The 26539-nt window shown below is 62.8% G+C and carries 22 protein-coding genes and 1 pseudogene; 13 read left to right on the plus strand and 10 right to left on the minus strand.

What is annotated here, in order from left to right:
• Positions 1 to 2: 2 nt before the first annotated feature.
• The 4 genes from dnaK to A477_RS0116480 form a co-directional block, all read right to left on the minus strand.
• Positions 3 to 1868 carry a molecular chaperone DnaK gene (gene dnaK, locus A477_RS0116465; RefSeq protein WP_017200037.1) on the minus strand — a complete coding sequence of 622 codons (1866 nt, stop codon included), beginning with the start codon at positions 1866 to 1868 and terminating at the stop codon, positions 3 to 5.
• 271 nt (positions 1869 to 2139) lie between these two features.
• Complete coding sequence (locus A477_RS0116470; protein ID WP_017200038.1) at positions 2140 to 3060, minus strand: DUF817 domain-containing protein; 921 nt, start codon at positions 3058 to 3060, stop codon at positions 2140 to 2142.
• Complete coding sequence (locus tag A477_RS0116475) at positions 3053 to 3844, minus strand: oxygenase MpaB family protein (RefSeq protein WP_017200039.1); 792 nt, start codon at positions 3842 to 3844, stop codon at positions 3053 to 3055. Before A477_RS0116475 ends, A477_RS0116470 begins: the two co-directional genes overlap by 8 nt.
• A gap of 17 nt (positions 3845 to 3861) precedes the next feature.
• A complete protein-coding gene (locus A477_RS0116480; protein WP_017200040.1) occupies positions 3862 to 4605 on the minus strand; it encodes a TetR/AcrR family transcriptional regulator in 744 nt (247 codons plus the stop codon).
• A gap of 142 nt (positions 4606 to 4747) precedes the next feature.
• On the opposite strand from A477_RS0116480, the gene A477_RS0116485 reads away from it, so the two are divergent.
• Positions 4748 to 5686, plus strand: a complete 939-nt coding sequence (locus A477_RS0116485; protein WP_017200041.1) for an NAD-dependent epimerase/dehydratase family protein — start codon at positions 4748 to 4750, stop codon at positions 5684 to 5686.
• On the opposite strand, the gene A477_RS0116490 is transcribed toward A477_RS0116485, so the two are convergent.
• Positions 5683 to 6534 carry a phytanoyl-CoA dioxygenase family protein gene (locus A477_RS0116490; protein ID WP_017200042.1) on the minus strand — a complete coding sequence of 284 codons (852 nt, stop codon included), beginning with the start codon at positions 6532 to 6534 and terminating at the stop codon, positions 5683 to 5685. The two genes, A477_RS0116485 and A477_RS0116490, sit on opposite strands and share 4 nt — an antisense overlap.
• Positions 6535 to 6678: 144 nt before the next feature.
• On the opposite strand from A477_RS0116490, the gene A477_RS0116495 reads away from it, so the two are divergent.
• Positions 6679 to 7545, plus strand: a complete 867-nt coding sequence (locus tag A477_RS0116495) for a helix-turn-helix transcriptional regulator (RefSeq protein ID WP_044569074.1) — start codon at positions 6679 to 6681, stop codon at positions 7543 to 7545.
• A 137-nt stretch (positions 7546 to 7682) separates the two neighbouring features.
• Complete coding sequence (locus A477_RS0116500) at positions 7683 to 9698, plus strand: hypothetical protein (protein WP_017200044.1); 2016 nt, start codon at positions 7683 to 7685, stop codon at positions 9696 to 9698.
• 54 nt (positions 9699 to 9752) lie between these two features.
• Here the strand turns inward: A477_RS0116500 and A477_RS0116505 are convergent, their stop codons facing one another.
• Positions 9753 to 10889 (minus strand): ROK family protein, encoded by a 1137-nt coding sequence (locus tag A477_RS0116505; RefSeq protein ID WP_017200045.1) that lies wholly within the window; start codon positions 10887 to 10889, stop codon positions 9753 to 9755.
• 134 nt (positions 10890 to 11023) lie between these two features.
• Here A477_RS0116505 and A477_RS0116510 point away from each other — a divergent pair, with 134 nt between their 5' ends.
• The 8 genes from A477_RS0116510 to A477_RS0116545 are packed head-to-tail and all read left to right on the plus strand — an operon-like array spanning position 11024 to position 19226.
• Positions 11024 to 12070 carry a hydroxyacid dehydrogenase gene (locus A477_RS0116510; RefSeq protein ID WP_014922875.1) on the plus strand — a complete coding sequence of 349 codons (1047 nt, stop codon included), beginning with the start codon at positions 11024 to 11026 and terminating at the stop codon, positions 12068 to 12070.
• 2 nt (positions 12071 to 12072) lie between these two features.
• On the plus strand, positions 12073 to 13419 hold the full coding sequence (locus A477_RS0116515) for a sulfatase family protein (RefSeq protein ID WP_017200046.1): 1347 nt from the start codon (positions 12073 to 12075) through the stop codon (positions 13417 to 13419).
• Positions 13420 to 13424: 5 nt separating this feature from the next.
• Positions 13425 to 14711 (plus strand): sugar ABC transporter substrate-binding protein, encoded by a 1287-nt coding sequence (locus A477_RS0116520; RefSeq protein WP_026005704.1) that lies wholly within the window; start codon positions 13425 to 13427, stop codon positions 14709 to 14711.
• A 29-nt stretch (positions 14712 to 14740) separates the two neighbouring features.
• Positions 14741 to 15697, plus strand: a complete 957-nt coding sequence (locus tag A477_RS0116525) for a carbohydrate ABC transporter permease (protein WP_017200048.1) — start codon at positions 14741 to 14743, stop codon at positions 15695 to 15697.
• Entirely contained in the window at positions 15694 to 16593 is a 900-nt protein-coding gene (locus tag A477_RS0116530) for a carbohydrate ABC transporter permease (protein ID WP_017200049.1), read from the plus strand. The genes A477_RS0116525 and A477_RS0116530 overlap by 4 nt, the downstream gene beginning before the upstream one ends.
• Positions 16590 to 17516: a Gfo/Idh/MocA family protein gene (locus tag A477_RS0116535; protein WP_014922880.1), complete on the plus strand. Its 927-nt coding sequence runs from the start codon at positions 16590 to 16592 to the stop codon at positions 17514 to 17516. The genes A477_RS0116530 and A477_RS0116535 overlap by 4 nt, the downstream gene beginning before the upstream one ends.
• A 26-nt stretch (positions 17517 to 17542) precedes the next feature.
• A complete protein-coding gene (nagB, locus tag A477_RS0116540; RefSeq protein WP_017200050.1) occupies positions 17543 to 18334 on the plus strand; it encodes a glucosamine-6-phosphate deaminase in 792 nt (263 codons plus the stop codon).
• A gap of 43 nt (positions 18335 to 18377) precedes the next feature.
• On the plus strand, positions 18378 to 19226 hold the full coding sequence (locus A477_RS0116545; protein WP_014922882.1) for a CPBP family intramembrane glutamic endopeptidase: 849 nt from the start codon (positions 18378 to 18380) through the stop codon (positions 19224 to 19226).
• An 82-nt stretch (positions 19227 to 19308) separates the two neighbouring features.
• Here A477_RS0116545 and A477_RS0116550 read toward each other — a convergent pair whose 3' ends face one another.
• The gene (locus tag A477_RS0116550; protein ID WP_026005706.1) at positions 19309 to 19917 is read right to left on the minus strand and encodes a dihydrofolate reductase family protein; all 609 of its coding nucleotides are present in this window, start codon (positions 19915 to 19917) and stop codon (positions 19309 to 19311) included.
• A gap of 115 nt (positions 19918 to 20032) precedes the next feature.
• Between A477_RS0116550 and A477_RS0116555 the strand changes: the two genes are divergently transcribed.
• Positions 20033 to 20539 (plus strand): methyltransferase family protein, encoded by a 507-nt coding sequence (locus tag A477_RS0116555; RefSeq protein ID WP_017200052.1) that lies wholly within the window; start codon positions 20033 to 20035, stop codon positions 20537 to 20539.
• 22 nt (positions 20540 to 20561) lie between these two features.
• Here the strand turns inward: A477_RS0116555 and A477_RS22425 are convergent.
• The 3 genes and pseudogenes from A477_RS22425 to A477_RS0116570 form a co-directional block, all read right to left on the minus strand.
• Positions 20562 to 21614: pseudogene (locus tag A477_RS22425) on the minus strand (PDDEXK nuclease domain-containing protein).
• Positions 21615 to 21662: 48 nt separating this feature from the next.
• Positions 21663 to 22772 (minus strand): substrate-binding domain-containing protein, encoded by a 1110-nt coding sequence (locus A477_RS0116565; RefSeq protein WP_026005707.1) that lies wholly within the window; start codon positions 22770 to 22772, stop codon positions 21663 to 21665.
• A 98-nt stretch (positions 22773 to 22870) separates the two neighbouring features.
• On the minus strand, positions 22871 to 24892 hold the full coding sequence (locus A477_RS0116570; RefSeq protein WP_017200054.1) for an outer membrane protein assembly factor BamB family protein: 2022 nt from the start codon (positions 24890 to 24892) through the stop codon (positions 22871 to 22873).
• 289 nt (positions 24893 to 25181) lie between these two features.
• Here A477_RS0116570 and A477_RS0116575 point away from each other — a divergent pair, with 289 nt between their 5' ends.
• The gene (locus tag A477_RS0116575; protein WP_017200055.1) at positions 25182 to 26495 is read left to right on the plus strand and encodes an ABC transporter substrate-binding protein; all 1314 of its coding nucleotides are present in this window, start codon (positions 25182 to 25184) and stop codon (positions 26493 to 26495) included.
• The last annotated feature ends 44 nt before the right edge of the window (positions 26496 to 26539 follow it).

Below are 26539 nucleotides of genomic sequence, written 5' to 3' on the forward strand. Positions count from 1 at the left end.
GGCTACTTCTTCGCTTCGTCTTCGTCGATGATTTCGGCGTCAACGATGTCTTCGTCGTCGGCAGCCTTGTCACCGGCGGGAGCGCCTTCTGCACCGGCACCCGGAGCGTCAGCTGCGGCGGCCTGCGAGTAGATGGCTTCACCGAGCTTGGTCTGGGAAGCCTGGAGCTTCTCGAACGCAGTCTTTACAGCGGCGTCGTCGGTGCCTTCCAAGGCGGACTTGAGGGCGTCGACGTCGGCCTTGACCTCGGTCTTGACTTCCTCAGGCAGCTTGTCGTCGTTGTCGGCGATGAGCTTGTCCACGGAGTAGGCGAGCTGCTCTGCGGAGTTACGGGTGTCCGTAGCTTCGCGGCGGGCCTTATCCTCTGCAGCGTGCTCTTCGGCTTCACGGACCATGCGGTCGATGTCGTCCTTGGAGAGCGCCGTGCCACCGGTGATGGTCATGGACTGTTCCTTGCCGGTGCCCTTGTCCTTGGCGGACACGTGGACGATGCCGTTGGCGTCGATGTCGAAGGTGACCTCGACCTGCGGAACGCCGCGCGGTGCCGGAGCGATGCCGGTCAGTTCGAACGTGCCCAGCGGCTTGTTGTCGCGGGTGAATTCACGCTCGCCCTGGAAGACCTGGATGGCCACGGACGGCTGGTTGTCGTCAGCGGTGGTGAAGGTCTCGGAACGCTTGGTGGGGATGGCGGTGTTGCGCTCGATGAGGTGCGTCATGACGCCACCCTTGGTTTCGATACCGAGGGACAGCGGGGTGACGTCGATGAGGAGGACGTCCTTGCGCTCGCCCTTCAGGACACCGGCCTGGAGTGCGGCGCCAACGGCCACAACTTCGTCCGGGTTGACGCCCTTGTTGGGCTCCTTGCCACCGGCGAGTTCCTTGACGAGCTCGGAGACGGCAGGCATACGGGTGGAGCCACCGACGAGAACGATGTGGTCGATGTCGGAAACCTTGATGCCGGCTTCGGCGATGACGTCCTGGAACGGCTTCTTGGTGCGGTCCAGCAGGTCCTTGGTGAGGTCCTGGAACTTGGCACGGGTCAGCTGCTCGTCCAGGTGGACCGGGCCGTCGGGGGTGACGGACAGGTACTGCAGGGAGATGTTGGTGCTGGTGGAGGAGGACAGTTCCTTCTTGGCCTGCTCAGCAGCTTCACGCAAACGCTGGAGGGCGATCTTGTCCTTGGAGAGGTCGATGCCCTTGACCTTGAGCTGGCTCAGGAGCCACTCGACCACGCGGTTGTCCCAGTCGTCGCCACCGAGGCGGTTGTCACCGGCGGTCGCGCGGACCTGGATGGTGGAGAAGTTGTCTTCGTCCTTGCCAACCTCGAGGAGGGAGACGTCGAAGGTTCCGCCACCGAGGTCGAAGACCAGGATGAGTTCGTCTTCCTTGCCCTTGTCCAGGCCGTATGCCAGTGCAGCCGCGGTGGGCTCGTTGACGATGCGGAGGACGTTGAGGCCAGCGATTTCGCCGGCTTCCTTGGTGGACTGGCGCTCGGCATCGTTGAAGTAGGCCGGAACGGTGATCACCGCGTCGGTGACCTTTTCACCCAAGTAGCTCTCGGCGTCGTTCTTGAGCTTCATGAGGATACGCGCGGAGATTTCCTGCGGCGTGTACTTCTTGTCATCGATGGCAACGCTCCAGTCGGTGCCCATGTGGCGCTTGACGGAAGCGATGGTGCGGTCGATGTTGTTGACGGCCTGGCGCTTGGCGATTTCACCGACCAGGACTTCGCCGGACTTGGAGAACGCAACGACGGACGGCGTAGTGCGGCCGCCTTCTGCGTTGGCGATAACGGTGGGCTCGCCACCTTCGAGAACAGAGACCACGGAGTTGGTGGTTCCGAGGTCGATACCTACTGCACGTGACATATCTTGTTTCCTTTCAATGGCCGATGTTGGAGATTGCACCTGACAGCGGCCCGCTGAGCGGTTTCACTGCCGGGAGCCCACTCAACAATCGGCTAGTTGAGCGTTCTGCACTCAACTGTACTCAGGCTCAGATTTAAGTCAATCCAAACTTGAGTGGACTACGCTCAACTTTGCTTATTGACGGTTGGAAATCCCCGGGATCACGCGGTTGTAGGGCTGGTTTCGCCGACGGTGAACTGGTCAAGTCTGCCGACGCTCAAACGGGTTGGCGTCACTCAGACGGAGTGGGGACACCCACATCCTGGTGGCCTGGGCGAATTTGAGTGGCGTCAGCGGCTTGAGCGGCGCCCAGTGGCTCCGGGTTGTACACCCACGCCACCAGTACCACGGAGATGATCATCAGCAGGAACCAAGCCAAGAGCTTGTCGATGGAAACCGCCTGCCAACCGTCCAGCTGGTTTGGATACAGCCAGGCGCGGGACCACGTGCCGATGTTCTCGGCGAACCAGATGAACAGCGACACCAGCAGGAACGACACCAGGATTGGCATGCGGAAGCGACGCCGGAACACCCGGAAGTGCATCACGCACCGTCCGTAGACAAGCACGACGGCGGCCAGCAGCACCCAGCGTGCGTCAAAGATGTAGTGGTGGGAGAAGAAGTTGACGTAGATCGCGCCAGCGACGAGGGCCGTGATCCACCGCCGCGGGTATCGGTCAAAGCGGAGGTCGAACAGCCGGAAAACCCGCACCATATAGGAACCCACAGCGGCATACATAAAACCGCTGAACAACGGTACGGCCCCGATCCGCAGGACGCCCTCCGCCTCATAAGCCCAGGAGCCGACGTCGGTTTTGAACAACTCCATTACTGTCCCCACCACGTGGAACAGCAGGATCACCCGCAGTTCCCGGAGGGTCTCGAGCCTGAAGCTGATCATCAGAACTTGGACCACAATTGCGGCGATGGTCAGGAAGTCGTTCCTAGCGAGGCCCGCGTTGTCCGGGTACCAAAGCCGGGCAGCGATGATTACCGCGAGCAAAGCCGCTCCGAACACACATGCCCAGGCCTGCTTCAGCCCGAACACCACAAACTCGGTGAGCCCTTCCCGGAGCCGTCCCCCGCGGGCGCGGTCCAAATATCGGTGGGCGGCGTCGTCGATGGACTGCTCAACCGAGGTGAAATTACGCATGGTCGGGCATTCTGCTTGGCTTGATTTGGCTCAAGTAATAGTCCCTCGGCCAGTGCCGGACACGCCGCGGCAACCGCGGGTAAACGCGCCCCACCATGCGCATCGTACGTTCGTAGCGCCGCGCCTGGCCCGGACCCCAAGCGAATCCGAAACCTTCACGAACATGCTCAGGCAACAAGCCTGCCGTGACGAAGCGTGCCAGCGGCATGGCCAGGCGCATCATGGCCGGCCCCGCTTCCGGGTACAGCAGATCCCGGGCGATCTTGCGGGCCTTTTCGTCTGGCTGCAACGTTGCCACGCGAGTATCCCAATACGCGGCAAAGGCTGCACGATCTGCCGGCCACTTGTGAGGCGGAAGCTGCAGTGCCGTCCCTATCCGCGCATAGTCGCGGTACATACGGTCGGCCGTTTCGTCGTCGAGCGGCCCATGAACCTGCTGGTAAACGGTGACCGCCGTGTTGTAAAGAGTAGCAACGACCCACAGTTGGGAATCGGCGTCGAAGGCGTTGTAACCGGCTGAAACATCGTCGGCGTTCCGACGAACAGGCGCGTGGGCCCGATTGACGGCGCGCCGCACTGCCGTGACCTGTTCCTCGGTGCCGTAAACCACGGCGTAGACATAGGTCAGCGTGGCGCGGAGCCTGTCCTGCGGCCTGTGGGCGAAGTTGCTGTGGTCCGCCACTCCGTGACCGACCCGGGGGTCGGCAATCTGAAGGAGGATCGCGCGGCCCGCACCGGCGAGAAGAATACCCTCCGCGCCGATGTCTGCAAGTCCTCGAGCCATCTGAATACTGTAGCGCCCTAGCCTTGGAGCCCCACGACGCCCTGAAGAACACCCAACTGATGCTCGAACAGCTCATCGCGAGCGGCAAAGGTATCGCGTCCGTACTGCCCAAAAACCTCAAAGCTGACCGCCCCAAACACTGACGTCCACACCAGCACACCGCGCGCCATGGACGCATCGGGAACTGCGAGGTTCATTTGGGTGCGAATCGCGGCCAGATCTTCGGCCAAGGCCGGAGGAATCACGACGGCGGACGTCACCTGTGCGTCCAGGGCACCTGCCCGGTAGGCGGCATCGAAAACGCCCACCAGACGGACGATGACGCGGGTTCCTGGCACCGTGGTGCGCTCGCCCGGGGCTTGATACCCGGGCACAGGGCTGCCGAAGAGCAGGGCGTAGCTGGCAGGTTCGCGAATTGCCCAGGTGCGCACGGCATGTGCCAGCGCTTTGAATTGTCCGGTGAAGTCATGCGCCGGCATGGCGTCCACCGCCGCATCAACTTCGTCGCCGAGCTCGTTGTAACCGTCGATCAACAGGAGCGTGAGGAGTTCGTCCCGGTTCTCTACGTAGCGGTACACAGCAGAGGACACGACGCCGAGATCCCTCGCCACTGCACGGAGGGACAGCGCGGCTGCTCCGTGCAGGGCCAAGTGTTCCCGACCGATCCGAACAATGTCGGCGATGGTCTGAGTGCGGGCACGTTCGCGGGGGGTTGGGGGCTTCTCCTTGCTCAGTGCAGCGGCAGGTTCGGCTGGAGTCATGACCTCAGCATGCCACAACAGAGAGCGCTGTCAACAAACGAGAGCAGTGCTCTTGACTTTCGGTATGTGCTCAGTCATTCTGAATTAAGAGAGCAGTGCTCTCGGATCAACATCCGACCTCGAGACCTAGAAGAAGGCACCCATGTACGTCGTCACAGGAGCAGGACCCGTTGGCTACACCGTCGCGGAGCAACTGGCAGAGCAGGGTCATCAAGTCCGGGTGCTGACGCGCTCGGGCAGCGGCCCGGAGCATCCCTTGATAGAACGGGTCCGGGCGGACGTCTCGGATCCTGCGCAGTTAGATGAGGCGATGAACGGCGCCGCCGCAGTCTTCCATTGCATCCACGGCTCCGCCTACCGGGCAGCAGCGTGGGCCGCCGAACTCCCCCACGCCGAGCAAGTGGTGATGGATGCAGCAGCGGCCGCGGGCGCCATCGTCGTTTTTCCGGAAAGCCTGTACTCGTACAGCGAGCCGGACCGGATCATGACGGAATCGAGCCCGCGGGAAGCTACCGGTGGCAAGCGCGGCATCAGGACCGCATTGCTGGCAGCCCGGCAGGCGCATGCGGCCAGCACCGTCAGCGTTGTTGCCGGCGATTTCTTCGGACCCCGCGTGAAGATGGCACATGCCGGGGAGCGGATGGTGACGCCGATCCTGGCGGGCAAGGCAGTGCAGTTCATCGGGTCAATCAACCAGCCGCATTCCTTCACGTACGTCCCGGACCTGGCCGCCGCCATGATCGCAGCAGCCCGGCAGCCCGAGCTGTGGAACACTGTGCTGCACGCCCCCACAGGCCCGGCAGTCACCCAGCGGGAGATGGCCGCAGCGCATGCGGAGGCCGCAGGCGTTGCTGCACCCAAGGTGAGCGCCGTGCCCGGATGGGTGCTGCGGATCGCCGGAGTTTTCTCCACGGATATGCGCGAGCTTGCCGAATTGCTGTACCAGTTTGAGCGCCCGTTCGTGATGGATTCCTCGCAGAGCCAGAAGCACCTGGGTCTCGAGCCGACCCCCTTGGCGCATGCCGCTGCAGCAACCGTGACGTGGTGGCGCAGCACCGTTCAAGTAGGCGCGGGAGGCTAAAGGCCGTCGTTATAGTTCCAGTGCTCCTGCCAGCGCCAATCGATGGGCTCACTGAGGCGCTGGTACCGGATGTCGGTGGACAGGCGCATGGTGCCGTTGAGGTCGGCGTTGTCCAGGGCCGCGTGGACAATATGCGCCGAGTGGACCACCACGTCACCAACCTCGTAGTCGGTCACGAGCCACCGGGCATCCCGCTCGTCCGCCAGCCTGGGGAGGTCCGCAGTGATGGAGGCGGCCGGCATCTTCAGCGTCCCCTCACGCTCCTCCGCCATCACCCAGTGGTGACTGCCCTCCAGATAAGCCAGACCGCCCCGCTCTCGCGGACAATCACCCAATGGAATCCACATGGACAACACACGATCACTGCCTTCGCGGAGATACACAAGATCGTAGTGAGCCTGGGTTGCCGTTCCTATGCCGCTGTCACCGGGCTTGGTGTGGCGAATGATTTTTCGCCGATGCAGATGGACGTCATCTTCGAGGAACCAGGCGAACCAGTCGGCAATCCCCTCTGCAGTGCACAGTGCTTGATACTCCGGCCCGGGAACAATGTGGTCGAAGAGGCCCCGGCGCAACGCAGCACGGTCCACGTCCCCGGGCGCCGCAATGCCCGCACGGGGATCCGTACCCTCCGCGTACACGTTGGCTCCGCTCAACGAGTCAAAATAGAACTCCCTGAAATCCAGCAGCTGTTCCGGGTTCAACTGCCCCTTCAAGTAGAGGTACCCGTCCTTTCGGAGCCCGGCCCACAGCGCTTCACGGTCCCGTCGCTGGGAAGGGGGTACCGGTTCCAGCTCGGCGAGGCGGGATTCCGATTCGTCCAGGACGTAGCCATTCGAAGTCAACATAGTCCCCACTGTGGCAGTGGTGGGCGGTCACGTGAATGGACTCCGGTTTCTGAGGACTTGGACTTTTGTGAGGCTTTTTTGGCGAGTGGGGCCGGCTTGCCGTTGGCGTTTGTTTTGCGCCCTTGGCCGGGGCAGCATTGGCCCATGGACGATTGGTCAACATACCGGCATCCGGCGTCTCCCCTGAGGGATCTTGGCCTGGCGTGCCTGGGTGCCGGTGAGCAGAGTGGGATGTTGCCGTCCTTTGCCGGTCGAACCCTCAGCAGCCATGCCATAGTGCTGGTGAGCGAAGGATCCGGGCACTTCACTGTGGGCAGCAGGCGTTTCACGGTCCAGGCTCCTGCGATCATTCGGCTTTTCCCCGGAGTCAGCCACGGGTATGGACCTGGGCCGATGGGGTGGAAAGAGCATTGGTTATTGTTCACCGGACCTACGGCGAGGGCATTGGAGGAGCTGGGGTGCTTCGTGCGGAGCCAAGCTCTCGTGCAGCTTGATGGCTCCTCGGAGGTCGGCCTGGAGGAGTCTCTTGGACTTTTTTCCGCCCTCCGCCAAGCTCTCCTAACGGGTGGACCACAAGGAGATCTGGACGCCTCCGTACTCTGCCAGCGGGTACTGATCCAGACGGGCACGCAGCCCAGTCCGGTCACCATCGACGCCCGGGCAAAAGACAACAGGCTACTCTCCGCACTTCGCGAAGGGGCCCACCTGCCGCTGACGTTGTCCCAGCTGGCCGCCTCGCTCAAGGTCCCGGTTCCAGAGCTCCGGCATGCAGTGCAGAGCGCTACCGGTGTTGGTCCCAAGGAGCTCATCATCCAACTCCGGATGCAGCGCGCCCAGTCGCTGCTGGCTGACACGGACCTTCCCGTTCAAAGGATCGCGTCCCTCACCGGCTATGACGATCCCGCTTATTTCAGCCGGCTCTTCACCAAGAAGACCGGGTCCTCGCCAAGCGGTTTCCGCCGGGAACACCAGCGTGCTGACCCTGCGGACCACCACACGTGGGATGTCTGAAAATGTTCGAATCATGGATTTCCTGATGGCTGGCTGAAACGCTGGATGGAGTGCACAGGACGCCTCCGGAAACGTCCCCACAGCACGGATAACACTCTTGGAACCACCCCACGGGACACTCAATGAGGAGATCTTCCATGTCCACTTTCGCCATCAATCGTCGTCAATTGCTGCAGACCGGGGGCATCGGCGGGCTCGCCGTAGCACTGTCGGCAATGTCCTCCGGCGCCGCCCAAGCCGCTCCAGGCAGGCAGACCACGGGAGCCCCGCAGATCACCGACCTTGGACCCGCCGTCGTTCAGTTTTCCCTCATGAGTTCACTGCTGGTGGGCGACACCGTCTACATCGGGTCCCGCAACCTGAACCCGGTACGGGTGATTGGATACCACCTCCCCACCGGCACCATCACGTCACGGACAGACCTCGGCTCGGGGTACAGCATCCAGGCTTTGACCGCCGACTCCACCGGCCGCTACCTGTACGCAGGTGTTCTGCGCGATGGAATCGATGGAAAGCCGAACCTGTACCGCTGGGACCTCAGCACGCCCAACGTGCCGGCAGTGGGCGTGGGCGAAACCGGAGACCGCGACATCCGGGCCCTGGCCGTGGCCCCTGACGGAAAGGTCTACCTTGCCGGCGGAGGGCTAACCACCAATGCACCTTCCCTGTGGGAATTCGATCCCGCCACGAATGCCATGACCAGCTGGGGCATACCGGACCCCGGAGCCACCATTGCCCAAGCTGTGGCCGCCACTGCCAGCCACGTGTATTTCGGCACGGGCAGCACGCTGGGAGGCGGCAACGGATCAAGTCCCGGCCGCCTGTTCGCCTTCGACCGGACCACGAAGACGTCAACCAACATCCTGCCGGCAGAAGTAGCAACCGGTGTCTCGGTCACCTCCCTCAGCGTGCTGAACGGGCAGCTCGGAGTGGGGGTCAAGGGCCCCGGTAAGTCCGTGCTGATCAACCTTGCCAACCACGCCCAGTACACCATCATCGCCAAGACGGGCGTCATGTTCAGGCAACTGGGCAACGACGTCTTCTTCGTCAAGGAACCGGGCGTGTGGTCTTACAACATGGTCACCAAGAAGATCACTCAAATCCTCACGGAAGATGTGGGTGCCATGTGGGGCTTGGATGTCTACGGCAGCAAGGCGCTCACAGTGTCTTCCTATGACGTCATTGAGATCGATCCCGTGGCGAAGACCGCCGTCAAGCATGACCTCCAACAGGCCGGAGCGCCGGGCGGACCTCAGCTATGCATGGGTCTCGCAGCGGGCGCCGGGGACGTTTATGTGGGCGGCACCGGAACCATTGCCAGGCACCAACTGGCCACGGAACAGGTGTCCTATCTCCGGGCAACAGGTGAAGCCAAAGACGCCGTGATGGTAGGCGGTGTCCTCTACACGGGCCAGTACAACTCGCGGGGAATCTACGCCTACGATCCCGCCACCGGGCAACTGCCCTACCAAGTGGCCGCGTTGCCCGCCGGGCAGAACCGCCCCTTGGATGTCTGCTGGGACGCAGTCAACGGGCTGGTCATTGCCGGAGCCCAGAACGACACCGGAGGTGGCGGCTGCTTCGCCGCCTACAAGCCTTCCACCACGCAGGTCATCACCAAGGTCAACCCGATCGATGCCCTCCAGATGGTCCGTGCCGTGGCGACCAAGGACGGAGTGGCCTACCTGGGTGGCGACAACATCTACGCCACCGGTCCCCGCAGCACCGTGGTGGCTTGGGACCCCGTGGCCAACCAGGAGTTGTGGCGCCTGGATCCAGGGCAGCCTCAGGGCATTGCGGCGATGGCGATCCATGGCAAGTTCCTTTACGGCATGTCCCGCAAGGCTGCCGGCCTGTTCGTGATCGATCTGGATACACGGCAGGTGGTTCATCGGGGTGACCTGAGCGCGGTGTGCACGGACTTCGGAGCTCTTCAGGTCAGCCGCGGGATTGTCTACGGCGTCTCCGACACCACGGTGTTCCGCATAGATCCGATCACTTTCGCCGCCTCTGTTGTTGTTGCTGACATCAACGGCGGTTGGTACAGCGGACCGCACATCACGGCGGATGAAGACGGATTGCTCTATACGCTGCGCGGCCCGAACCTTGTCCGGATCGACGATCAGCAGACCATGCAAACCATGCGGCGTTAGCCCCATGTAAGTAGCAGCAGATGCCGTTCTGAACCCTCAAAACGACATCTGCTGCTACCCAGTTGGGCTAGCTGTGAACAGGCCAGCCAGCACGGAGCACGCAGCACCCCGGGCCAGGGCCACAGGATCTGCAACGGCTGCATCAAACAGTGGAGGCGGAGTGTTGGCGTGAAGGTACTGACTCATAAACGCGTGCCTGGTCTGCTCGGCAAACGTCCCCAGATTAGCTTCGGGCGCGAAGCCCACCACTACCTGCTCGGGCCCGAGGACCTTGGCGGCGTTCGCCATGCCGATACCCAGATGCAAGGCGGCGTCGGCAATCAGGCTGGAATCGACGTCGGGGTCTATCTTCCGGTTCTGGCCGTTTCGCTCCAGCTCCTGCTGCATGCCCCACAGGCTGCCGCGGGTTTCACAGCAATCTTCGGCTCCGCAGTGGCAGGGCCTGGCCGGTCCGGGTCCGGTGATCGCACGCGAATGGGCAAAGCCGCCAGCCGCGCCGTTGAAGCCGCGCTGGATGCGGCCTTCAATCACGACGGCGGCCCCCAAGCTGGTGCCGACGCTGAAGATGAGCATTTCGCGACCTTTGAAAACGTCGTCGAACAGCAGACCGCGTGCGTAGGCGTTGACGAAACTGTCCACGACGACGGCTTGGCCCACAGCCTCTTCAAGAAGCATTTGGAATTTGATGTCAGTCCAGCCCATCGCCCCGCTATGCCGCACCAGACCGCCGGCTTGATCCACCACGCCGGAAACGGCTGCGCCCACCCCGATCAGCCTGGACTCCATCTGCCCTGCCGCGGATCGAACAGCCCGGGCAGCGGCCGCTGCCGCCTCGTCGGGCTCGGTGGATGCCAACGGCTCGCTGTGCGTTGCCACCACGTCACCGCGCAAATCGACCACGACGGCGTGTGCCTCCGTGGCGGACAGTCTCACCCCAGCTGCGAAGACGCCTTCGCGCCCCAGCTCCAGGAGACGCGCCGGACGGCCACCCGTGCTGGGCGCAATCTCGGTTTCCACCAGCAGCCCGGAAAGGACCAGCTTGCCGGTGATCCCGGTGACGCTGGCTGCGCTCAAACCGGTTTGGATCGTGATTTTGGCGCGGGATACCGGCGCCTGTGTGCGGACGATGTCCAGCACCAGGGCCTCGTTGATCTCGCGGATCAGGGCCTTGCTGCCTGCGCGTGGCTTCATAGCTCGTGGCTCCTGTTGTTGCGTCGCAAGGGATCTCCCCCATTCTGGCATCCGCGGTCCGGATGTCTTCACACTGTCCATTGTACTTACTTTAGTCATTGACAAAAGATATTGAAGCTGGCAATCTCGGTCTCATGAACATCAACAAAGGCGTTGCATCACCCTGCTCGCCCCCCACAGCAGCCCGGCTGCGGATCCTGCTGAGCATCCCGGACGCCGAACGGGCAGCGTTCATCTCTCCCGAAACCCGCACTGCCCTCAGCGAGCTGGGCGACATCACTGAAATCGCCCCCGCCGAGCTCCAGTCCTTGGATGCTTTCGCGGCCGCTGCCGCAGACAAGGACGCATTCATCACCGCTTGGGGATTCCCCCGTCTCGACGCCGAACACTTGGCAGCGGCGCCGAACCTCAAGTGCGTCGTCCATGCAGCGTCTTCGCTGCACGCCCTGGTCAGCGACGACTTCTGGGCCGCCGGCATCCCCATCTCCCAAGCGGGCGCAGCCATGGCACCGGCCGTCGCGGAACTGTCTCTGACCTTCACGCTGAATCTGTTGCGCCGTGTGCACTTGTTGGATCACAGCCTCCGGACGGGAGCCAGTTGGGACGACGCCCGCAACGTCAGCAGGGCCCGCGAAATCTCCGGGGCCCGCGTTGGGGTAGTTGGAGCGTCCAGGACAGGACGCCGCTACATTGACGCCTGCTTGGCACTCGGCGCCAAGGTGTCCGTCTACGACCCCTACATTCCCGCGGGAGATCCCCTCGCGGCCCACTCAGCAAACCTGCACGATCTGATGGCTGGCAGCGATGTGGTGGCGATCCACGCTCCGGCCACTCCGGAAACCGAAGGTCTCATCGGTGCTGCCGAGCTTGCCCTGCTTCCGGACGGGGCTGCGTTGGTGAACACTGCCCGCTCCACCATCGTGGACATGGATGCCCTCTACAAAGAGGTCCACTCGGGCCGGATTGATGCAGCGCTGGACGTCTTCGACCACGAGCCCCTGCCCACGGACAACCCCTGGCGTTCCCTGCCCAACGTGCTCCTTACGCCCCACCTCGGAGGGGCCACCGCGGACTCCAGGCGCCGGGCCGGCGGCATTGTGGTTGACGAACTCCGCCGCTACATCAGCGGCGAACCCCTGGAACACGCCCTCACCCGCACCGACCTCGAACGAATGGGCTGAAAATGCGCAACATTCTCCTGATCCATTGCCACGATCTGGGCCGCTTCCTGGGCACGTATGGCGTGGAGACCGTCTCCACACCCAACCTGGACGCCCTGGCAGACGAATCCACCCTCTTCGAACAGGCCTTCGCAACGGCCCCGCACTGCAGCCCTGCCCGCGCCTCACTGTTCACCGGGACGTATCCGCAGAGCAACGGCGTCCTGGGCCTCACCCACGAGCCGTTCGGCTGGGACCTGAAGGAACCCTCCCAGCACATCGCCTACAGGTTGAAGTCGGCCGGCTATCAGACCGAGCTGGTTGGCGTGCACCATGAATCCCGGGTTCTGGCCGACGATGTTGTGGCCGGCAGGCTTGGCTTCGACCGTGCCCGTACGGGAGGTGCGCGGGACGTCGTCGTTCATCGCGCCACTGACGCACTGCGTCGGATGTCCGGCAGCGACCGTCCCTTCTACCTTCAAGTGGGCTTCACGGAACCGCACCGGGTGCCGTCCGAACGGGACCGCCCAGGCGTCATGGGGTTCCTGGCCGACGGCGTGAACCCGGACGTCTCGCGGGGGCATACAGTCCCTGCCCACCTGGTGGACAACGATGGCGCCCGCGAGGAAATCGCCGAACTACAGGGCGCCGTGAAGCACATGGACGAAGGCGTGGGCAGCATTCTCGCGGAACTCGATTCCTTGGGCCTCCGAGACCAGACACTGGTGCTGTTCACCACCGATCACGGCCTTGCGCTGCCCCGCGCCAAATGCACCTTGTACGACGCCGGACTGGGCGTTGCGCTGATGCTTCGCCACCCCGGCAACGCGGCATGGTCCGGGAGACGCGTGACGGACATTGTCAGCCACGTGGACGTCCTGCCCACCTTGCTGGAGCTGGCCGGACTGCCCTTCCCGGAAGGCCTCGCCGGGGCCAGCCTGCGTCCGGCCGTCGAAGCAGGCGAGGCTCCGCGAAGCCACTGCTTCAGCCAGTTGAGTTACCACACGTATTACGACCCCAAACGATCAGTGCGGACATCCACGCACAAGCTGATCGTCAACTTCTCCAACGCACCACGCGCCATGGATCCCACCCAATCCTGGATTCACCGCAGCCTACCGGCAGACCTTGGCGGGCCAACCATCGGCACCAGCCCGGCGCTGGAACTCTACGACCTCACCGTGGATCCAGAAGAACTGGACAACATCGCAGGCCAGCCGGAGCAGTCGGAAATCCTCAGGGATCTCTCCGCAACCCTCTTCGACTGGATGCGGGAATGCGGCGATCCCCTCCTTACCGCCCCCGTAGCAGCCAGCCGCCACAAGCTCGCCCTCGACGCGATCCACGAAGCCACCCTCACCCGAAAGTAGTCACCATGTTTACTCTAAAAATGCGCACCGCCACTTTGGCCACAGCCGTCGTCGTTACCGCGGCTTTGACGCTCACCGCTTGCGGTTCAGCCGGTTCGTCAACGTCCGACGGCGGCCAGGCCACCGGCAAGGTGACGCTCTGGATGTACCCCGTCATCAAGGACGAGACCGCCAGCAAGAAGTTCTGGCAGGACACTGAGGCAAGCTTCGAGACGGCCAACCCCGGAATCGACCTGACCATCGAGCTCCAGACGTTCGACAAGCGGGACGCCCAGATCTCGGCGGCGCTTGCCGCCGGCTCGGGACCCGACGTCGTACTTATTACGCCTGACCAAGCAGCCACGTACCGTAACGTCCGCGGCCTGCTGCCAGTAGATAAGGCTGTTGAGCAGGACAAGGACAGCTTCTACCCCGGCACGCTGGAGGCCGCGACGTTCGACGACGAAGTATTTGGCGTTCCGCTGTTCCAGAACATCAACACCACCGCTTACAACACCAAGATCTTCGCGGACGCAGGAGTACCGCTGCCCAAGACCTGGGATGACCTGCGCAGCGCGGCGCCGGTTCTGGCGAAGAAGGGCGTCGCCGTGATGGACTACGCCGGAAGCCCCGAGCAGACGCTCAACCTGTCCTTCTATCCGCTGCTGTGGCAGGCCGGCGGAACGGTTTTCACCGATGACGCCAAGGACATCGCTTTCGATTCCGAGGCCGGTGTTTCGGCACTCCAGTTACTGATCGACTTGAAGAAGCTCGGCGGGCTTCCCGCGGATGCGGCCACCGATGGACCCAAGGTTGAAGGTGCTCCGATCGCCACCGGCAAGGCCGCGATGCGGGCCACCACGTCATTGCCGGAATTGAAGCAGATGCGCGCCGCGCTCGGGGCCGAAAACGTTGCACTGGGCGCTCCGTTGCAGGGCAAGGTCCAGGCGACCTACGGCAACCCCGGTTTGCTGGCACTGACCTCCATCAACAAGAAGGAAAACCGGGAAGCCGCCTACAAGGTGATGAGCTACTTGAGCTCGGCCGAGTCCCAGAAGGCCCTCAATGCCGCCGCGGGAAACCTCCCCACCCGGACGGACGCCGCGGCATTGGGCACGGACGCGGACTCCCTGGCCATGGCAGAAGCTTTGAAGACCGCCAACCCCGGAGAATCGTCACCTGTTGCACGCCAGGTCATGGGCGCCCTGGCTCCCAACATCCAGGCCGCCCTCCGCGGTGATGTCACCGCCAAAGAAGCCCTTGACCGTGCAGCCACGGAAGCCCGCGGCATCCTGCAGCGCTCGGCATCCTAAGCCCGGCCCCACCACCGATTGGTCACCCCATGTCCATAAACACCCGAACCAGAAACACGCTGGCCGGCCGACATCCCGAGTTGACGGCCCCACAGCTCAAGCCTTTCGGGGCCAAGAAAGCCCGCAGCCGCGAGGCGCTAGCCGGCATCCTGTTCGTGCTTCCCACGCTGATCATTTTTGGCCTCTTCAAATTCCTCCCCATCTTTGGGGCCGGAGCCATGAGCCTGACCGAGTACAGCCTCAACGGTGATTTCGAGTTCCTGGGCGCAGATAATTACGTGCGCCTGGCCGAGGACCCCAACTTCTGGCAAAGCCTGCGCGTGACATTCCTGTACGTGGCGATCTTTGTTCCGTTCATCATCGCCGTGTCACTGGCCGGGGCCGTCCTCCTGGACAAACTGGTCCGGTTCACCGGCACCTTCCGGGCGTTGCTCTTCATTCCGTACCTCAGCTCGTTCGTGATGGCCGGCATCATCTGGACCTGGATCTTCTCCACCGACGGTCCGCTCAATGCCGCACTGGGCGGCTTAGGCATGGGGCCCGTTCCCTTCACCTCAGGCCCTCAACTGCTGGTCCTCTTGTCCCTGGCCGTGGTGTCAGTGTGGAAAGGCTTCGGCTACTCCATGCTGATCTTCCTGGCCGGCCTCAAAGCCCAGCCCGCTGAAGTCCACGAAGCCGCCCGCATTGACGGGGCCGGCGCGTGGAAATCATTTTGGTACGTGACGCTGCCGCTCCTGAAGCCCGTGGTGTTCTTCGTCCTGGTCATCGAGACGATCGTGGGGTTCCAGGTCTTCGACACCATCTACGTGATGACCGGAGGCGGACCCGCCCGGGCCAGCCACAGCCTCATCTACTTCCTGTTCGATGAAGGCTTCAAGTTCTTCGACTTCGGCTACGCATCGGCCATCGGCGTGGTGCTGTTCGTCATTGTGCTCATCCTCTCGCTCATCCAGCAGCGCTTCTTCGAAGGTAAGGACTCCAAGTGACCGCCACCCTTTCCACTCCAGCTGGTGGGCGTCACCCCGCCGGACGTCCCGTCCAAGGCCCCGCCGGGCATAGTCCCCGGCGGAATACCGAGAAGCGCCGCCAGCGCACCCTGACATGGGTGTTGGCAGTAATCTCGCTCTTCACCGTTGCACCGCTCATTGCCGTTGCAGTGCTGGCGCTCTCCCCCGCCGACGCGCCCACGTTGCCGTATGCGCTGCCGTCGTCGCTGACGTTGGACAACATTGTCCGCATCTTTAATGTGGGCGAGTTTCCTCTCTGGCTCTGGAACTCGTTCCTGTACTCGGCTGTGTCCGTGGTGGTTGTGTTGCTCACGGCATCCATGGCCGCCTACGCGTTGGCCCGCAAGAGGTTCCCGGGACGGAACGCGCTGCTGTGGGCCATCATCGCCACCATGATGGTGCCCGTCCAAGCCACCCTGATCCCCACGTTCATCCTCATCTCCAAAATGGGCGGGGTGAACACCCTCTGGGGGCTGATCCTGCCCACGCTGGCCAACGCCCAGGCGATCTTCCTCATCCGGCAGTTCGTACGGGATATGCCCGAGGAACTCTTCGATGCCGCCCGCATCGACGGTGCCGGCGAATGGCGGACGTTCTGGCAGATCGTCCTGCCGCTGATCCGTCCCGTGCTGGCGACTCTGGCAATCTTCGTCTTCCTGTGGCACTGGAATGATCTCCTGTGGCCCTTGGTGGTGGGCCAGTCGGACGCAGCCAGGACGCTCACGGTGGGCTTGGCAACGTTGAACACCGAGACCGCCTCCACGTCCAACGTTATGGCAGCAACACTGGTCAGCTTCATCCCGTGCCTGGTGATCTTCGCCCTCCTGCAAAAGCACATCGTCGCCAGCATCACGCACAGCGGGGTCAAAGGATGACCTCTGCCGCGCCGATCCGTTTTGGGCTCATCGGGGTCGACTCCCCGCACGCGCCTTCCTTTACGCGCCTCTTCGGCAATGGCATCGACGGCGTGGTCCCCGGCGGCACGGTGACGCACGCTTGGAAGGGGGAGGCGTCGTCGGACTTTCCTTTGAGCCGCGACCGTATCGGCAGCTTCGCGGACGAGGTGAGCGGGCTCGGCGTCACCATGTGCGACTCGCCGGAAGCGGTGGCCGAGGCTTGCGACGCCCTACTGATCGTGTCCTCGGATGCACGGACGCACCCGCGCTACTTTGAGCGGGTGGTGCGATACGGCAAGCCGATCTACGTGGACACGCGCTTCGCCCCGACTCTCGCTGAGGCACGACGAATGCTCGCCCAGGCCCGGGCTTCCGGTTCCTTGGTACTGGCCGGGTCACCCAAGCGATTCACGCCGGAATTCCAGAGGGCTCTTGGTTCTGCCACCGCTCGACAGGTGTGGCTTGACGGTCCGCTTCCAACCCAACCGGGCCACCCCGGCTTCGCCTGGTACGGCGTGCACCTGGTGGACCTCGCCGTTGCGGCGCTTGGTTCTGTCGCCACCCGCACCGGAAAGGCAATGGTCGACGCCGAGGGGCCAGGAACGGCTGTCAGGCCAACCTCGGTGACGGTCGACTGGGGCGACGGCCGGGTGGCGACCATGAGCGGCGAATCCGAATGGACCCCGCACACGCTGGGCCGGATTGAAACCACCGAGGGTCTGGCCACCTTCTCGATCGAAGCCGGGCCCCCGATGCTGGTGGGCCTCCTTGAGGACATTGTGGAATCGTGCCGCAGCGGCAGGCCCAATGTGCCGCTGCCCGAAATCCTCAGCATCGTGGCCATCGTGGAAGCAACCAACAGGAGCCTCGAAACGGGAGTCCCCGTGACAGTAGGCAGCTAGTGACGCACCCAAATGTTAGGAAACCCATGGCAGAAATCATCATTGTCCGCGACCAGGCCGAGGCTGGCTCCCTCGCCGCTTCCATCATCGCCCAGCAGATCAGTTCGAATCCCGCTACCGTGCTGGGCCTGGCTACGGGCTCCACCCCACTCTCCACGTACGCAGCTTTGGCGCGGGCCGTCCGTGACCATCGGATCGATGTTTCCGGCGTACATGGCTTTGCCCTGGACGAGTACCTCGGGGTTCCTCCGCAGCACCCGGAAAGCTACCGCTCGGTCATCACCCGCGAAGTGGTTGAGCCGTTGGGATTGAATCCGGATCAGGTCTTCACACCGCGCGGAACTGGCGAACACATTGGCCGGGCCGGGGCGGAGTACGAAGCCTTGATTGCCGGGGCCGGTGGCGTCGACCTCCAGATTTTGGGCATCGGTTCTAACGGACACATCGCCTTCAACGAACCGGGCTCCTCGTTGGCTTCACCCACCCGGATCAAGGCCTTGGCGGAGCAAACCCGCAGGGACAACGCCCGATTCTTCGGCAACCCTGACGAGGTTCCAACGCATTGCATCACCCAAGGGCTGGGGACCATCCTCCGTGCTAGGCACTTGGTCCTCCTGGCCTTCGGGGCGAACAAGGCACATGCCGTTGCCTCAGCGTTGGAAGGACCTGTCTCCTCGGCCGTGCCTGGCTCGGTGGTTCAGCAGCATCCCCACGCCACGGTCATCATCGATGAAGAGGCCGCGTCCATGGTGGCGCACGCCCAGTATTACCGGCATGCCTGGCGATCGGCGCAGGAGCTGAATGCAGTAGGTTTTTAGCGGGGGCAAACGCATCCCGTATTCCATGAAAAGGGGACCGTACATGGGGCAGGATTCACTCACATCCGGCTGGAAAGCATTCTGGAACCGGGGCGGGTGGTGGCGGTCCCTTCTCTTGGTGGTGCTCTACATGGCCTTCTATCTGGGCGCCGGCCTGCTGATCGGTGCGGTCGCGGGAGACCAGATAGACACGGAGGACATCTTCCGCACGCCTCAGAGTGTGTTCTTCGGCATCACGTTCTCGCTGATTGTTGGCAGTGTGGTGCTGCTGGCCTTCTTGTCCTCCACAGGCTGGCTCAGGCCGCTCTTCGCGCCGCAGCCCATCAAGGGGAAGTGGTGGATGTGGGTAGCGCCGTTCTTCTTGGTGGTCGCTATTGTCCTTCGCTTCCTGGGCATCGATTACGGCAGCTATGAGGCCTCGGTGGTGGTGGTCACCCTCCTCACTGGCTTGTTGATCGGCTTCGCCGAAGAGGTGCTGACGCGTGGCATCGTAGTGAAAATGCTGCGGGACTCAGGGAAGTCCGAGTGGGTGGTCATGGTGCTTTCATCGCTGATTTTCGCCCTCCTGCACGCAGCCAACGCCCTTTCCGGTCAACCGATCGCCACAGTCCTGGTGACTGTCGGTTTCACCTTCGGGTTCGGGATCTGCATGTACCTGACCCTGCGCGTCACTGGCAACCTGATCTGGCCGATCATCCTTCACGCACTGTACGATCCCACCCTTTTCCTCGCCACAGGCGGCATTGACCAGGCAGCCGCCGGCCCGCAGAGCCCCTTCCTGGTGCTTGCCGGGCCGGCCAACATGATTTACATCCTGATCGCTTTGGTCGCATTGATTGTGGTTCGAGGAAAGGTGCAGCGCGCGCCTTTGTCCGAGCCTGTGTTGAGCTAGTTCCACCAAACAGAAGCGTTCGACGGCGGGTTGCCACCCGCCGTCGAACGCTTCTGTTGTGCTTGCAGTACTTGGTGCGCTGTTAGGCCTGGCTGATGTCGATGCCTGTGACCGGGGCGCCGGCCCGCTCGTAAACGAGGGCGACGGCGCCCTTCGCGAAGCCACGCGGTGGCTGCGCCAGGCGGAAGGCCGCGGGCACGCCGGCTCCGTCGGGGAACAGGCGCTTACCCGAGCCAAACGTGAGCGGGTAGAGGTACAAGTTGAGCCGGACCACGAGGTCTGCTTCGAGTAATGACCTGGCGAGGTCGCCGCTGCCGATGACGTGGATGTCTTGGAATCTGTCCTTCAAAGCTTCCACGTCCGTAACGTCCGGCAATGCTGTGGTCCCTGTCCATCCGGGGTCTCTCAGGGTCCGCGAGACCACAAACTTCGGCAGGGCGTTGAAGGTGTCGGCAATGTGGTCACTCTGGTTGGGCCAGAACCCGGCGAAGATGTCATAGGTCCTGCGGCCCAGCAGCAGCGCGTCCATCCGGTCGATTCCTGCGACGATCGCCTCGCCGCTCTCCTCGTCCGAGTAAGCCGCCTGCCAACCTCCGAACTCGAACCCGCCCGACGTATCCTCGTCGGGACCGACCGGCGCTTGATACACGCCGTCGAGGGTGATGAAAAGGTCAACGGAGAGAATTCCCAGGGTGTGCTCCTCTTGGTGAGTTCTTCCAGGGCTCTTTGATGCGCGCCATGCTAGTCCGGACGCCGAGTCGGCGGGAGGGTCGCGCGGTAAGCCGGGTGGGGCTATTCTGGCGCGCATGGCCCAGGCAAGCTCACCAGCACGTGCGTGGATCGGGACGGTTCTCTTCCTGTTCCTCGCCCCTGGCATCGTGGCAGGACTCGTTCCCGGGCTGATCTCCGGCTGGCGGTGGTTTGACTGGGGCTCAGCGTGGATTGTGTTGTTCTTTGCGTGGAGCGCCATCGCTGCTGGGGTGGCCTTCCTCCTACACGCTTTCGCGTTGTTTGCCGTGCACCGCGGAACGCCCGCTCCTGTGGCTCCCACTGAAACGCTGGTGGTGAGGGGCGCCTACCGCTTTGTGCGCAATCCGATGTACCTCGCGGTGCTGAGCATCATTCTGGGCCAAGCACTGCTGTTCGGAAGTTGGGGGCTGGTGATCTATGCGGTGATTGTCCTCGCCGCGGTAGTCGCGTTTGTGAAGGGCTACGAGGAACCAACCCTCACCGAGACCTACGGCGAGCAATACCTGAACTACCGACGCCATGTCCCGGGGTGGTGGCCGCGGTTCACGCCGTGGCGGGGGTGACTTCAATTGTTGGCGTTACCGCCTAAGTGTGTTCGGTCTGTCCCTCGTCAGGTTCTGCCCATTCGAGGGCAGCGACCAGGTGGCTTTCGTTGGGCAGGGCTTGCTGTTCGGAGGCTGGGAGCTTGTCGTATGTATAGGCGGCGACTGCCATGGGTGAGGTTGACCGCCCGAGGCTGTACCTGACGCTGCGGTCGTTCTTAGTGCCGCAGATCAGGATGCCAATCGTTTCGTTGTGATGCTCCCGGCGAAGCATGTCATCCACAAGGGCAACGTAAAAGTTCAGCTTGCCGGCGTACTCAGGCTGGAACTTTCCTGTCTTGAGCTCTACGACGACGTACCGGTTCTGGTCCATGTGGAAGAACAGCATGTCGACGTAGTAGTCGTCGCCGTCGACATCGAAGTGGACCTGCCGGCCAACGAACGAGAATCCCGGCCCGAGTTCCCTGAGGGTTTCAGTGATTCGGCTGGTAAGGGCCAGTTCAAGGTCCCGTTCGGCGACTTCCCCCGACAGGCCGAGAAATTCGAAGCTGTAGGGGTCCTTGGCCATCTGCTGGGCCAGTTCGGAATCTTGTCCAACAAGCCGTCTGACAAAGTTCGATGGCGCCGCGCCTGTCCTTTCCAACGTCCGGTTCATGATCATGTTCAGCAGGACGTTGCGAGACCAGCCGTGGTCAACTGCGGCGCCAGCGTACAAATCCCGGTCCTCCGGCATGTCTAGTTTGTCCAACAGCACTGTGATGTGGCCCCACGGCAATTGTCCAACGGCTTATTGGACAATTGAATCCGGCCAGGCGGCTGCGAATCCCCGCATATAGAAAAGGTTGGATCGCGATAGGCCCTTCATCTCCGGGAACTCTGCACGGAGGTCCTCGGCCAGGCGTCCCATGACCCCGCTCCCCCATTGCTCCGCCTGCTGGCGCTCCAACACAGTCTTCCCGATCGACCAATACAACTCGATCAGCTGTGTGTTGACGGTTCGACGGGCGGTCTGACGCGCATCGCGCACGCGTTTCTTGAGCGCGTCTAAGAGATCTTTGTAATCTGCGGGTAAAGCCAGGGCACGCGAAGCAGTCATGCACACAAACCTATTGACCGCCACTGACATTTCTCAGAGCTGCTCCCCCTACTCCACGTCCTCCCCCGGCACGGTGGACTCCCGGATGATCAGTTTCGGGGCCAGGCTCACGCGGCGGAGGGCCGGCGAAACCGCAGAGCCGGTCTTTCCGGCAAGACGTTCCATGCACATGGCGACGGCGGCGTGGCCTACGTCCCGCTTCGGAGGGGCGACAGATGTCAGGGGCACGGGGGCGAGGTCCGCGACCTCGTCGTCGTAGGCCACGATCGCCAGGTCCTCCGGGACGTCAAGCCCCGATTCCTCGGCGAGGTTAATCAACGTGATGGCTTCCTCGTCCGGGAGCACCAGGGCCGCGTGCGTCTCAGTGCGACGGCAGTCTCTGAGGAATTTCGCGAACTCTTTTTGGTTGTTGCCTGCGCCCACCACTGAACGAACGTATTCCATGATGGGCGCATCGGTTTCGAGCCCCAGCTTGGCTACCATGCGCTCGTGGCTTTCACGGAGCCACGGCGCTGTGGGGCTGGTGGCGATGGCAAGCCCTATCCTGCGGTGGCCCAGGGATGCGAGGTGCTCAAGTGCAAGCTCGGCACCATAGCTGTGATCGGACATCACGGATTCGAACACCCGGCTTGAACGTTCCACGAGCACTACGGGGATTCGCAGCCCGGACAGCAGCTCGAACGTTGGAGATCCGGGTTCAAGGGATCCGGCGGTTGCCAACAGTATCCCGTCCACGGAGTTGGCCACCATGCGTTGGAGCTGCCGGTGTTCGTCCTCCGCGGAGTAGTTGCTGACCCCCAGAATCAGCCGGGCATTCAATCCCCTGGCGGCTGATTCCGCGCCGCGGATGACCTCCGGAAAGTAGTAGCCCGTGGTCGGGACAATAAGGCCCAGGGTCGCGAGCGGCTGGCGAGATCTCCTGTGAACAGTGTCGCCTTGCCGTTCGGAGGGGACGGGAACGGCACCGCCGTGGACCCGGCGCAGCAGCCCTTGGGCAGCAAGCTGCGTCAGGTCCCGGCGGATGGTCATGGTGGACAGCCCGGTCTTCTCCGCGAACCCATTGACGGTCAGGGATCCCCGCATTTCAAGCTCGCGCAGAATCTTCTCGTGGCGTTCGCCGCTAAGCATGCCCACCCTCTCCGGAATCCAGATGTTCAAACAAGCATAGGTGACCGTATGCACGTGCGTTGCGGGGCCCGCTCTGCGCGGTAAATACTCGCCAGAGAGCGCAAAGCAGGCCCCGCAACGCCGGGCACCTACCGCCGGGGGTGGTCGTTGATCCGCACGAGGTTCCGGCCCCGCATGGTGTAGAGGTAGCCGTCCTCATCGTTGTTAATGTGCGAGCCGCTGTACCAAGCGCCGTCGATGTCGGCCACCACGGTGGCAAGCTCGAAGGTCTTCGGGTCGAAGCGGAAGACGTGGGTGTTGGAAACGCCATACACCGCGCCGCGGTTGGTGACCAGGGCCGCGAAGCCGTAGCAGACGGAGCTGATATCGGCTTGATGCACCACTTTGCGCTTCGGCAGGTCTATGACAAAAACGCTGCCCTTGCGGGAGATGCCGTAGAGATACTTCCCCTGCACAGCCAGGGCGGAGACGCCGGCACCCTGGCCTGGATCGATCCGCCACAGCTCCTTGCCCGCAATGGGATCGAACGCCACTACTGTCCCTGCCCCGGTGATGCCCGGGAGGCCGCCGCCTAAGTAGGCTACGCCCTCGCGGCTTGCAACAGCGCGAACCAGCTGGACGTCGTCGATGGGGTTGACGAAGAAGCCCTTTTTTCCGGTTCGAGGGTCGTAAGTCCACAGCGAACCGCCGCCTTCGGTGTCTGCCTGGGTGACTACCAGGACAAGCTTGTTGCGCTCGTCCCAGCACACATCCAGCGGCCGGTTCTGTTCCTTGGGGAACTCCGCCACTTGCGTGATCGAGTTTCCGTCAAGTGGGTTGTAGCTCCAGATGCCCTGGCCGCTGTATTGGCCTGTATAAAGGGCCCCATCCACGACGATCGCGTCCTTCGCCTCGCCGGGGGCCCTCATGTTCGTGACGTGGCCATCCTTCAGCGAACGCCGGGCGATGACGCCATTGCCACCCACGTAGACGTAGCCCGCGCCAGCAGCAATTCCCATCACCGTTTGAGGATCCGACGGCGCACCGGCCTCACCCAGGTCAGTGGTCTTCGATGTCCCGGCAACGGGGTCGATCTCGGCGATGAAGCCATAACCGGAGGTGACCAGCAACTTCCCATCCCTGGAATCGACACCCCAGACTTCCCCGAGCGAGGGGCCCTCAAACGGCACGGCAGCGATCGTGTTCGATGCCAGCGAGTAGGCGAGTAGTCCGGTCTCGTTGGCGAAATAGACGTTGTCCCCCATCACCGCGAAACTCTTGGCCACCTTGCCTTCCGAGACCGCAAGTGCGTACGACGAGTGGTTGGCCAGACTGAGAGCGGCCATCTTGGCGTTCTCCAACGATCCCGCGGAGCTGACCACAAGCTTGTCCCCCACCACTGCGAGGTCGCGGATGCTGGGATCTGGCAGGATCTCGGACGGAGTCACGTTGGTGAACTTCCTGGATGCTGTGTCGTAGGCGTAGAGGCAGGCCCGGCTGGCGCCACTTCCGCCGTTGAGCGTGCTGCCCGCACCGAAGAACACCGTGGCGTCCGTCGCGGCCACGGCGCGGGCCAAGGTTGCTCCCGCGTCCGGGATGCCAAGACTCGCTACCTGGCCGGTGGCGGGGTTGTATTCCCACAGCGCTGGTGCGGTGCTGCTTCCGCCGCCAACTGCATAAAGCCGGCCATTGGGTGCAACGCTGATGTCCCGGACATCCCGGTCTCCGATGTAGCCGATCGCCGTAGCCTTGGTGCCGAGACTGTTGAGGTCCCAACGGAACAGGTTCGGCAGCGTGCCGGCGGCTTTCTGGAGGACACCCGCGTAAAGGTACCGGCCTGAAGGATCGGCGGCCAACGTCTGGATGGAGTGGCCGTTGCTGAGTTCGGTTTGGCCGATGACCTTGCCCGTAGGGACGTGGAAGGCAATGATCCGGACCGGCTCCAGGTTGCGGGAACCGATGTACAGAACATCGCCAACCAGCAGGCCGCTCATCAGGGAGAACTGTACGACGGCGGGACCCAGGTCCAGGATTTCCGTCGCCTTGGGCTTGGAGCCCAGAAGGGCGGACGCCGACGCCGGTTGGCCGGCTGCCAGCCCGATGGCCGCGGCGAGCGACGCTGCTCCGCCAACTTGAAGGACTGACCGTCTGCTGATGTTCGATTTCTCCATTGGAATCCCTGTTCTTAGGTGATGGCTTTTCAGTAGTCGCCGTTTCGGGTGTCCAGAATTCATAACAGCGTGAAGCTGACAGCGTCCAGCATTTCTGTCCGTTCAAACAGAATTGACGGCGAAGTTCCACAGCCAAGTCAACCGAGACCTTTGAACTCGTCACTCGGCAATGTTTGAAAATGTTTGAAATCTTGTAGATGTTCGAAGCAGCGCGGTTACATGGATTCACCTCATGTGGCCCCAACCACACAAACCTTCTTCGCATCGCAAGTCTTCAAAGGAGAACACCATGAAGCGTCGTCATCTCTTTGCCGGAGTAGCTGGCTTGGCCGCCAGCACTCTGTTGCTGGCCGCCTGCGGTACTGGCCCCACCCCAGCGGCAGCGCCCACCCCCACGGAAGATCCCTCAGGATCCATCACCTTCTGGTCCTCGTTGGCAGGCATGGACAAAGTGGCCGAAGCGTTCAACGCCAGCCAGGACAAGATCAAGGTCAGCTTCGAAACCATCCCCAACGGTGCCAACGGTGGCTACGCAAAACTCTCCACCGCCATCACGGCAGGCAACGGCCCTGACGTAGCCACCATCGAATATCCGCAGCTGCCGCAGTTCGTCAGCAACAGCCAGGTGATCCCGCTCGATGGCTTGATCAACAAGGCCGAGACCGTGGAAAAGCTCACGGACGAGACCAAGGCTTTGGTCCAGTTCGGTGAGAAAACCTACGCGCTTCCGTACGACGCAGCCCCTATGCTCATGTGGTACCGCCAAGACATGCTGGCAAAGGCCGGCGTCGAGGTCCCCAAAACCTGGGATGAATTCGAACAGGCCGGCAAAAAGCTCAAAGCCGTAGCGCCTGACTCCTACCTGGCCAGCTTCAACCCCAACGAGGTAGCGGCGAGCGCCGGATTGGCCTGGCAGGCAGGTGCCAAGTGGTTCGGCACCGAGGGTGACAGTTGGAAAGTGGGCGTCAATGATGAGGCCACGCAGAAGGTTGCCTCTTACTGGCAGAAGCTCATTGACCAGAAGATCGTCAAAGTCAGCCAAGCCTACAGTGACGAGTGGAGCCTGGACCTGGCCAACAGCAACGTAGTTGGCGTGCTGGGTGCCAACTGGAGCGCCACGGGCATCCAGAAGCGCACCGAGGCCAGCGGTCAGAAGGGCCAGTGGATCGCTGCGGAACTGCCGACGTGGGGCAACGAGTCCGGCGCCTTCTATGGCGGATCCAGCTTCAACGTGACCAAGAGCAGCAAGAATCCGGCCGCGGCCGCCAAGTTCGTCGAGTTCCTCACCACCAGCCAGGAAGCCATCAAGGCCCGCGGCAACACCGGCTCCGCTTTCCTTGCCTTCCCGGGCCTGACGCCGGTGGCGCAGAAGGCGTATGACGCCAGCTACTTCGGCAACGACATCTACGAGGTCTTCACCAAGGCGTACGGCACCATCACCCCGGGCTGGCAGTGGGGTCCCAACTGGGACATCACCAACACTGCGCTCAAGGACGCCTACGGCAAGCTGACCACCGGCGGTACCATCCATGACGCCGTGGATACTGCCCAGGACGCCACCGTGGCAAGCCTGAAGCAGGCCGGCCTTTCCGTCAAAGAGTAACTCCGCCACCGAATAGCCACACAGGCAGGGGGCCTCAGGATGAG

It is taken from the genome of Arthrobacter sp. M2012083 (assembly GCF_000281065.1).
Taxonomy (GTDB): domain Bacteria; phylum Actinomycetota; class Actinomycetes; order Actinomycetales; family Micrococcaceae; genus Arthrobacter.

Bases quoted from the DNA above. Each gene is read 5' to 3' on its own strand.
- A477_RS0116520 (WP_026005704.1), top strand. From the start codon at position 13,425: ATGTTTACTCTAAAAATGCGCACCGCCACTTTGGCCACAGCCGTCGTC.
- A477_RS0116570 (WP_017200054.1), bottom strand. From the start codon at position 24,892: ATGGAGAAATCGAACATCAGCAGACGGTCAGTCCTTCAAGTTGGCGGA.
- A477_RS0116545 (WP_014922882.1), top strand. From the start codon at position 18,378: ATGGGGCAGGATTCACTCACATCCGGCTGGAAAGCATTCTGGAACCGG.
- A477_RS0116535 (WP_014922880.1), top strand. From the start codon at position 16,590: ATGACCTCTGCCGCGCCGATCCGTTTTGGGCTCATCGGGGTCGACTCC.
- A477_RS0116495 (WP_044569074.1), top strand. From the start codon at position 6,679: ATGGACGATTGGTCAACATACCGGCATCCGGCGTCTCCCCTGAGGGAT.
- A477_RS0116475 (WP_017200039.1), bottom strand. From the start codon at position 3,844: ATGGCTCGAGGACTTGCAGACATCGGCGCGGAGGGTATTCTTCTCGCC.
- A477_RS0116480 (WP_017200040.1), bottom strand. From the start codon at position 4,605: ATGACTCCAGCCGAACCTGCCGCTGCACTGAGCAAGGAGAAGCCCCCA.
- A477_RS0116470 (WP_017200038.1), bottom strand. From the start codon at position 3,060: ATGCGTAATTTCACCTCGGTTGAGCAGTCCATCGACGACGCCGCCCAC.
- A477_RS0116505 (WP_017200045.1), bottom strand. From the start codon at position 10,889: ATGAAGCCACGCGCAGGCAGCAAGGCCCTGATCCGCGAGATCAACGAG.
- A477_RS0116555 (WP_017200052.1), top strand. From the start codon at position 20,033: ATGGCCCAGGCAAGCTCACCAGCACGTGCGTGGATCGGGACGGTTCTC.
- dnaK (WP_017200037.1), bottom strand. From the start codon at position 1,868: ATGTCACGTGCAGTAGGTATCGACCTCGGAACCACCAACTCCGTGGTC.
- A477_RS0116515 (WP_017200046.1), top strand. From the start codon at position 12,073: ATGCGCAACATTCTCCTGATCCATTGCCACGATCTGGGCCGCTTCCTG.
- A477_RS0116500 (WP_017200044.1), top strand. From the start codon at position 7,683: ATGTCCACTTTCGCCATCAATCGTCGTCAATTGCTGCAGACCGGGGGC.
- A477_RS0116575 (WP_017200055.1), top strand. From the start codon at position 25,182: ATGAAGCGTCGTCATCTCTTTGCCGGAGTAGCTGGCTTGGCCGCCAGC.
- A477_RS0116485 (WP_017200041.1), top strand. From the start codon at position 4,748: ATGTACGTCGTCACAGGAGCAGGACCCGTTGGCTACACCGTCGCGGAG.
- A477_RS0116525 (WP_017200048.1), top strand. From the start codon at position 14,741: ATGTCCATAAACACCCGAACCAGAAACACGCTGGCCGGCCGACATCCC.
- nagB (WP_017200050.1), top strand. From the start codon at position 17,543: ATGGCAGAAATCATCATTGTCCGCGACCAGGCCGAGGCTGGCTCCCTC.
- A477_RS0116510 (WP_014922875.1), top strand. From the start codon at position 11,024: ATGAACATCAACAAAGGCGTTGCATCACCCTGCTCGCCCCCCACAGCA.
- A477_RS0116490 (WP_017200042.1), bottom strand. From the start codon at position 6,534: ATGTTGACTTCGAATGGCTACGTCCTGGACGAATCGGAATCCCGCCTC.